The sequence below is a fragment of the Amycolatopsis sp. SB7-3 genome (assembly GCF_041021335.1).
Classification (GTDB): Bacteria; Actinomycetota; Actinomycetes; order Mycobacteriales; family Pseudonocardiaceae; genus Amycolatopsis; species Amycolatopsis japonica.
Genome location: NZ_JBFPJQ010000011.1, coordinates 105,712 through 112,630, shown reverse-complemented (window position 1 = coordinate 112,630; position 6,919 = coordinate 105,712). Strand labels below are relative to the sequence as shown.

General features: G+C 68.5%; 8 protein-coding genes and 1 pseudogene. 3 read left to right on the top strand and 6 right to left on the bottom strand.

What is annotated here, in order from left to right; translation table 11 throughout:
- The 4 genes and pseudogenes from AB8M46_RS39855 to AB8M46_RS39840 all read right to left on the bottom strand — a co-directional run.
- A pseudogene (locus AB8M46_RS39855) lies at positions 1 to 255 on the bottom strand (HNH endonuclease); the annotation flags it as partial.
- 333 nt (positions 256 to 588) lie between these two features.
- The gene (locus tag AB8M46_RS39850; protein ID WP_394363501.1) at positions 589 to 1,176 is read right to left on the bottom strand and encodes a DUF305 domain-containing protein; all 588 of its coding nucleotides are present in this window, start codon (positions 1,174 to 1,176) and stop codon (positions 589 to 591) included.
- Between the two features lie 47 nt (positions 1,177 to 1,223).
- Entirely contained in the window at positions 1,224 to 1,595 is a 372-nt protein-coding gene (locus AB8M46_RS39845) for a DUF6153 family protein (protein ID WP_378423945.1), read from the bottom strand.
- Between the two features lie 19 nt (positions 1,596 to 1,614).
- Entirely contained in the window at positions 1,615 to 1,986 is a 372-nt protein-coding gene (locus AB8M46_RS39840) for a metalloregulator ArsR/SmtB family transcription factor (protein ID WP_037344985.1), read from the bottom strand.
- Positions 1,987 to 2,061: 75 nt separating this feature from the next.
- Here AB8M46_RS39840 and AB8M46_RS39835 point away from each other — a divergent pair, with 75 nt between their 5' ends.
- A complete protein-coding gene (locus AB8M46_RS39835) occupies positions 2,062 to 3,048 on the top strand; it encodes a cation diffusion facilitator family transporter (RefSeq protein ID WP_394363500.1) in 987 nt (328 codons plus the stop codon).
- Positions 3,045 to 4,091, top strand: a complete 1,047-nt coding sequence (locus AB8M46_RS39830; protein ID WP_394363499.1) for a winged helix DNA-binding domain-containing protein — start codon at positions 3,045 to 3,047, stop codon at positions 4,089 to 4,091. The genes AB8M46_RS39835 and AB8M46_RS39830 overlap by 4 nt, the downstream gene beginning before the upstream one ends.
- On the opposite strand, the gene AB8M46_RS39825 is transcribed toward AB8M46_RS39830, so the two are convergent.
- A complete protein-coding gene (locus AB8M46_RS39825; RefSeq protein WP_394363498.1) occupies positions 4,084 to 5,241 on the bottom strand; it encodes an epoxide hydrolase family protein in 1,158 nt (385 codons plus the stop codon). The two genes, AB8M46_RS39830 and AB8M46_RS39825, sit on opposite strands and share 8 nt — an antisense overlap.
- A gap of 78 nt (positions 5,242 to 5,319) precedes the next feature.
- Between AB8M46_RS39825 and AB8M46_RS39820 the strand changes: the two genes are divergently transcribed.
- Complete coding sequence (locus tag AB8M46_RS39820) at positions 5,320 to 5,712, top strand: NUDIX domain-containing protein (protein WP_394363497.1); 393 nt, start codon at positions 5,320 to 5,322, stop codon at positions 5,710 to 5,712.
- On the opposite strand, the gene AB8M46_RS39815 is transcribed toward AB8M46_RS39820, so the two are convergent.
- Positions 5,690 to 6,895 carry an MFS transporter gene (locus AB8M46_RS39815; RefSeq protein WP_394363496.1) on the bottom strand — a complete coding sequence of 402 codons (1,206 nt, stop codon included), beginning with the start codon at positions 6,893 to 6,895 and terminating at the stop codon, positions 5,690 to 5,692. The genes AB8M46_RS39820 and AB8M46_RS39815 overlap by 23 nt on opposite strands.
- Between the last annotated feature and the right edge of the window lie 24 nt (positions 6,896 to 6,919).

Sequence of the window (6,919 nt, the reverse complement as noted above, 5' to 3'; positions counted from 1 at the left end):
AGCATGTCCATCCACAACGGACAGAGCAAACGCGACTTCCTGCACCACACTGGAGGCGCCATCACGATGACGGCTCAACCGACCCAAAGCACGGAACCGAACAGCCTCCAGGCGTGCGATGCCCTCCGACGCAGCGACAGCCGCATCCACGGCATCCTGATCCCCCAACGAATCCAGCGAAGCATTAACCTCCCGCAAAACTTCCGACGACGTGATTTCCTTCAAACGCGCCACAGTGGCGTTGAGAGTGTCCACACGCAGAACGTACAACCGACCACCGACAGTTTCCGAAACACGAGACGATCAAACCGCCCTGAAACCAGAAACTGTGGCACAGCAACAAAATTAACCTTCTCCGACAAGAAGCTCCCCTTCCTCAAAGGAAATGGAGCCCACCCGGACAGCAACCTCAGCCAGACCGTCGATCATCGAAGCCCGGGCGATCTCCCGTGTCAGCGCCGGATAACGCCGAAAGGTCGACGCAGACAGCGCGGAACCCCGCGACGGCAACAACCTCTACCGGATCGCGATCATCCTGCGCGCGAAGGAGGTGGCACGGGCCGATCCGAACCCGTGCCACCGCCCAACTCAGCCGAGCAGCGCGCGCATCTCGGTGATCTCGGCCTGCTGACCGTCGATCACCTTCTGCGCCAAGGCCTTCACCTCGGCGTTACTCCCCTGCTGCAGCGCGGTCTTCGCCATCTCAAGCGCGCCTTCGTGATGTTTGACCATCATCTCCAGCCACTGCTTGTCGAAGGCGGCGTCCTTGGCCTTGCCGAGTTTCGCGAGGTCGTCCTCGGTCATCATGCCGGCCGCCGGACCGTGCCCGGAGTGCTCACCCGACGGTGCCACTCCCCAGCCCTTCAACAATCCGTTCAGTTGCTGGATCTCCGGATCCTGCGCCTTCTGGATCCGGGCGGCGAGGTCGACGACCTTCGCGTTGCGAGTGCGGCCGTCGACGAGTTTCGCCATCGCGAGCGCCTGTTCGTGGTGCGGGATCATCCCTTGCGCGAACGTGACGTCGGCCTGGTTGTGGCCGGCCTGTTGAGGGTCCGGCGCCTTCACCGTGGACATGTCGTGCCCGGTGGAAGCGGTGTCGGAACTGGCGCATCCGGTGAGCACGGCGAAGGAGGCCAGAGCGGCGAGCGCCACTCCGACCAGTTTCCTGCTGGTCATGGTTCTTCCTCAAATCGGTTTCGGGTAGGGCGGGACGAACCCGCCTGTCACACCCGCAACACGCAAAGGAAGGACAACTTCTCCGGTACCGGTCTCCAGCGCGGCGGATCGCGGCCGGAGGCCGAACCGGCCGCCCGCCGCGACTTCCACGTCGCCACCGTCCGTCCATTGCGGACGAGCAGCCAGGTGACGATCAGCAGCACTCCCGCGGCGAGCACCGCGAGACACAGGTGCAGTCCACTGTGTCCACCGTCGTCATGGGAAGGCGTGTCCGTGCAACACGGATCCGCCATCGCGACGGCGGAGTGCCCCGTGCCATGGCCGGACTCGGCGACGACGTGGTGCATGCCGACGAGCCCCAGCGCCACGACGCACAGCAGCAGCCACCGCAGGGCCGCCGGGCACGAGGACTGGGTCACGGCTCCACCGTAGCCGGATTCAGTGCGCCGCCGGACGGTGGGGTTTCGCCGCCGAATGCAGTGCCGGGATGTCACGATCGATGTGGTCGGCGTGGAACAGCGCCTGCGCGAGCAGACCGCGGACGTGATCGTTGGCCGCCGAGTAATAGACGAACGTCCCCTCACGCCGACCCTTCACCAGGCCCGCGAGACGCAGTTTCGCGAGGTGCTGACTGACCGCGGTCGGCGCCGCGCCCGCCAGCTCCGCGAGACAGGCGACCGAGGACTCGCCCTGCAGGAGCGCCCAGAGGACCTTCACCCTCGTCGGATCCGCGAGCAGCCGGAACGTCTCCGCGGCCAGGTGGACCTGCTCCTCGGTGGGCATCTCGAAATCCGGAACCGACTCGTGCATGCCAGGAGGATAGCCGCTATCCTTCTGCCTGCGTACCTGCATGACTGCGCAGGTAGCATGACAGTGAGGTGAAAGATGCCAGGGCATGGACACAGTCATGGCCACCAGACGGCGAAGAGCCGTCTCCGGCACCTCCTGACTCCCCACAGCCACGACAGCGCCGACCGTGTCGACAGCGCGTTGGAGACCAGCAAACGCGGCGTTCGGACACTGATCTGGTCGTTCGCCGCCCTGTTCGTCACCGCCGTCGCCCAGCTCGTGCTCGTGCTGATCACCGGCTCCGTCGCCCTGCTCGGCGACACGATCCACAACTTCGCCGACGCGCTCACCGCGCTCCCCCTCGGCATCGCCTTCGTGCTCGGGCGCCGCGCCGCCACCCGCCGCTACACCTACGGGCTCGGCCGCGCCGAAGACCTGGCCGGCGTGCTCGTCGTCCTGCTCATCGCCGCCTCGGCCTTCCTCGCCGGCTACGAATCCGTCCAGCGGCTGCTCGATCCGCGTCCGGTCCAGCATCTGTGGGTGGTCGCGGCGGCGGGTGTCATCGGCTTCGCGGGCAACGAACTCGTGGCCAGGTACCGGATCACCGTCGGCCGCGAGATCGGGTCCGCCGCACTGGTCGCGGACGGCCTGCATGCCCGCACCGACGGCTTCACGTCGCTCGCGGTCGTGCTCGGCGCCGCCGGTGTCGCGTTCGGCTTCCCGATGGCCGACCCGATCGTCGGTCTCGCCATCACCGTCGCGATCCTGTTCGTCCTGCGCGACGCGGCCAAGGAGGTCTTCCGCCGCCTGATGGACGCCGTCGACCCGGCCGACGTCGATCGCGCCGAACGCGCGGCCGCCGAAGTCCCCGGCGTGCTCGGCACGCGGGACCTGCGGATGCGCTGGATCGGGCACAGCCTGCGCGCGGAACTGGCGGTGTCGGTCGAGGCCGGGCTCACCGTCACCGAGGCGCACCGCCTCGCCCATCGTGTCGAGGCAAGGCTGCGCGAGGCCCTCCCACGGCTCGCGGAAGCGGTCGTCCACACCGAACCGGTGAACGCCCATGAGATCGTCAACGGGTGACGCCGTCCGACAACGACATCCGCGCCGTCCGCGCCTACGCGCAACTGCTGACCGTTCCGGCGACGGACGTGCTCGCCGTCGCCCGATCCATCACCGCCGTCCAGGCGCAGTCGACGCCCGCCGCGCGGCTCGCGTTCCGGGCCCGTAGCCGGGGCCTGACCGCCAAGGACATCGACACGTCCCGCGAGGTCACGCGCACCTGGCTGATGCGCAAGACGCTCCACTTGGTGCCGACAGCGGATCTCCGGTGGCTGAACCGGTTGTTCGGTCCGCGTAACGTCCAGGCGGGGCAGGGACGCCGCCGTCAGCTGGGTCTCACCGACGAACTCTGCGAACGCGCGCTCACGAAGCTCCAGGATCTCTTGCCCGGCAAGGCACTCACCCGGCAAGAGATCCTCGACGGCTTGGCCGCCGACGGCATCGCGCTCGACGCGAAGTCCCAGGCACCGGCCCATCTTCTGGCCTACGCGGCCAATCGCGGGCTGCTGTGCCGAGGGCACGACGCCGGAACGGAGCCGACGTACGTGCTTCTCGACGAATGGGCCACCGAAGGCCATGACCCGGCGGAACCGCATACGGAACTCGCCCACCGGTACCTGACCGCGTACGGCATCGCGACCGTCGAAGACTTCGTCGCTTGGTCCGGGCTCCCGCTCGGCCTCTGCCGCAAGGCTTTCGCCGCACTGGACCTCGTGCCCGCCGGCGGCGGCTTCGCCCTGTCGCAGACCGAGTTGTCCGCTCCCCCATGCCCTCCGCGTCTGCTCGGCGCCTTCGACACGTACCTGCTGGGCTACCGCGACCGCGCTCTGCTCCTCGACCCGGCCGAGTCGAAACGCGTCAACTCCGGTGGCGGGATGATCGCGCCGACCGTACTGGTCGACGGCCGGATCGCCGGAACCTGGCACACCAAGCGGACCGCGAAGCAGACGAAGGTCGTCGTGGAGCCCTTCGGCGTGCTATCGCGATCCGCCATCACCGGCCTGGAGTCCGAAGTAGACGATTACGGCCGCTTCCTCGGCGAGACGGCCGTCCTCGTCATTTGAGGGACCGGAAGAACTCGCGAACGTCCGAGACCAGGATCTCGGGCTCTTCCAACGCCGCGAAATGCCCGCCGCGATCGACGTCGGTCCACCGCACGATCGTGTGGGCGTGCTCGGAGTACCGCCGGATCCCGACGTCGTGCGCGAAGATCAGCGCCGCCGTCGGCACGCCGGAGTTCTTTTCGACGGCTCCCCAGGTTTCAGCCTGCGCGTAGCCGATGTACGCGGACGAAGCCGCGGTTCCGGTCAGCCAGGTGAACATGACGTTGGTCAGCAGCCGGTCCCTGCCGATGATCTCCTCCGGCAGCGTGGGGCGCGGATGCGTCCACTCGCGGAATTTGTCCATGATCCAGGCCAGCTGCGCGACCGGGGAGTCGACGAGCCCGTAGCCGAGGGTCTGCGGCCGCGTCGACTGGATCGCGATGTACCCGAACTCCTCCCGCATGAATGCCCTGATCCGATCGATGCGATCGCGTTCGATGTCGGTGAGCGAAGCGAGCTCCTCCTCCGACAACGACATCGGGGGCATCGGGGTCAGCCCGCCGTTGACGTGCACGCCGATCACCTTGTCCGGCGCGAACCTCGCCACTTCCGGCGACACCGAGGCGCCGAGGTCGCCGCCCTGCACGCCGTAGCGTTCGTAGCCGAGCCGGCGCATCAGTTCCGCCCATGCCCGGCCGATCCGCGGCATCGTCCACCCGGAATCCGAGACGGGGCCCGAAAAACCGAAGCCCGGAAGCGACGGGATCACGAGGTGGAACGCGTCCGCCGGGTCGCCGCCGTACGCTTTCGGGTCCGTGAGCGGACCGATGACGTCGAGGAACTCCACCACCGAACCCGGCCAGCCGTGCGTGAGGATCAGCGGCGTCGCGCCGGCTTCGGGCGAGCGGACGTGCAGGAAGTGGATCCGCTGCCCGTCGATGACCGTGGTGAACTGCGGATGACGGTTGATCTCGCGTTCGGCGGCGCGCCAGTCGTAGCCGTCGCGCCAGTATTCGGCGAGTCCGCGCAGCCAGGCCACCGGCACTCCGGTGTCCCAGCCGTCGCCGGGGAGCGGCGCGGGCCAGCGCGTGCCGTCGAGCTTCGCGTGCAGCTCGTCCAGCTGTTCCTGAGGGACGTCGAGGCGGAAGGGGCGGAGCTCGGTGTTTTCCATAAAGCCCACGTTACGAGCCATTGAGGACAGGTTCGGTCCTCGATCGGGAAGGTATTCCGAGTACGGGAAGATTCGCTCGTGACGGACAAGTACTTGGCATACGGCAGGCTCATCCGCGACGGGAAGATCCTGTTCATCCGGCGGCAGCCGTCGTCGTTCCTGGGCGGCCGCTGGGAACTGCCGGGCGGGACCGTCGAGCCCGGCGAGCGACCGGCCGAGACCGTGGTCCGCGAGTTCGCCGAGGAGACCGGGCTGACCGTCCACGTCACCGGCGAACGCGGCACCCACACCTGGGACGACGTCGCGGGCAGGCCGATGCGGATCCACGCCGCGGTGTACGCGCTCGCCGAGGAGGTTCCGAGCGAAGTCGTGCTCGATCCCGAGGAACACGACGCCTTCGTCTGGTGCGGCCCGGAGGAAGCCGCGGGGCTCGATCTCGCGGAGCACTTCAGGCGGGCACTGGAGGACTGACTTCGAGAGCGGTCTCCGGCCTGGTCCGCTCCGCCCAGCGGACGGCGGGCGCGGTGAGCGTCCCCGCCAGCAGGAACAAGCCGCCCAGCACGATCCAGCCGACCGTCCCGCCGACCAGGATCAGACCGGTCAGCAGTACCGGGCCGAGCATCCGGGCGATGGCCGTCCCCGCACCGAAGAGTCCTTGGTACTGCCCCTGTTTTCCGTCGGGCGCGAGACCGAAGCCGATCTCCCAGGAGCCCGCCGCCTGCGCCATCTCCCCGACCACCTGCAACGCGGCCCCCGCGAGCAGCACCAGTGCCGCCGCCCACGCGGAATCGCCCATGGCGGAGAACGAGAAGATCAGGCAGGAGACGAAAAGCAGCAGCCCCGCGTGCCGGACGTAGCGGGAGGCGCCGCGCAGGCCGGTCACACCGCGCGCCACCCGCACCTGGAACACCACCACGCTCGCCGTGTTGAGCACCAGCATCGCCGAGACCAGCCAACTCGGGGCCGCGGTCCGGGTCGAGATCCACAGTGGGAGGACCAGGCTGAACAGCGGCATGTAGAGCAGCATGATCATGTTGAGCAGCGCCAGAAGGGCGTACGGGCGGTCGCGGAGGACGGCCACGGACGGCTCGCCCGCCCGCATCGGCACCGGAGCCACCGAAGGCACCTTGCGGAGCACGAGCGCCGCGGCGACGAAGGCCAGCGCGTCGACGACGAACACCGTCAGGAACGCTTCCCGCGTCCCGATCGCCAGCGCGATCCCGCCGAGCGCCGCGCCGATCGCGATCCCCGCGTTGGACATCGCCTGCAGCCGGGCGCGGAACGTCGTGCGCCCGGCGGGGTCGATCAGGCCGGCGAGCAGCGCCTGCCGTGCCGCGCCGAGACCGCATTGGAAACAGGCGTAGACGCAGGCCGCGATCACGAACGCGAAGACCGAGTCCACGAAGAGGAACGCCGTGACCGACGCGGCGGTGCCCAATGCCAGCAGGACGGCCGTGCCCTTCGGTCCGCGACGGTCGGCCAGCTGCCCCAGCGCGACCCCGGCCACCGAGCCGACCGCCCAACCCACGGTGAGGCCGAGCCCCACCTGCGCGGGCGAAAGCCCGACGATCAGCGTGAAGTACAGGGCCGAGGTGACGTAGTAGGCGCCGTCGCCGACGGAGCTGATCAGCTGGGCCGAGGTCAGTCGCTTCATATGCTCAAACTAAGCACCGGATTG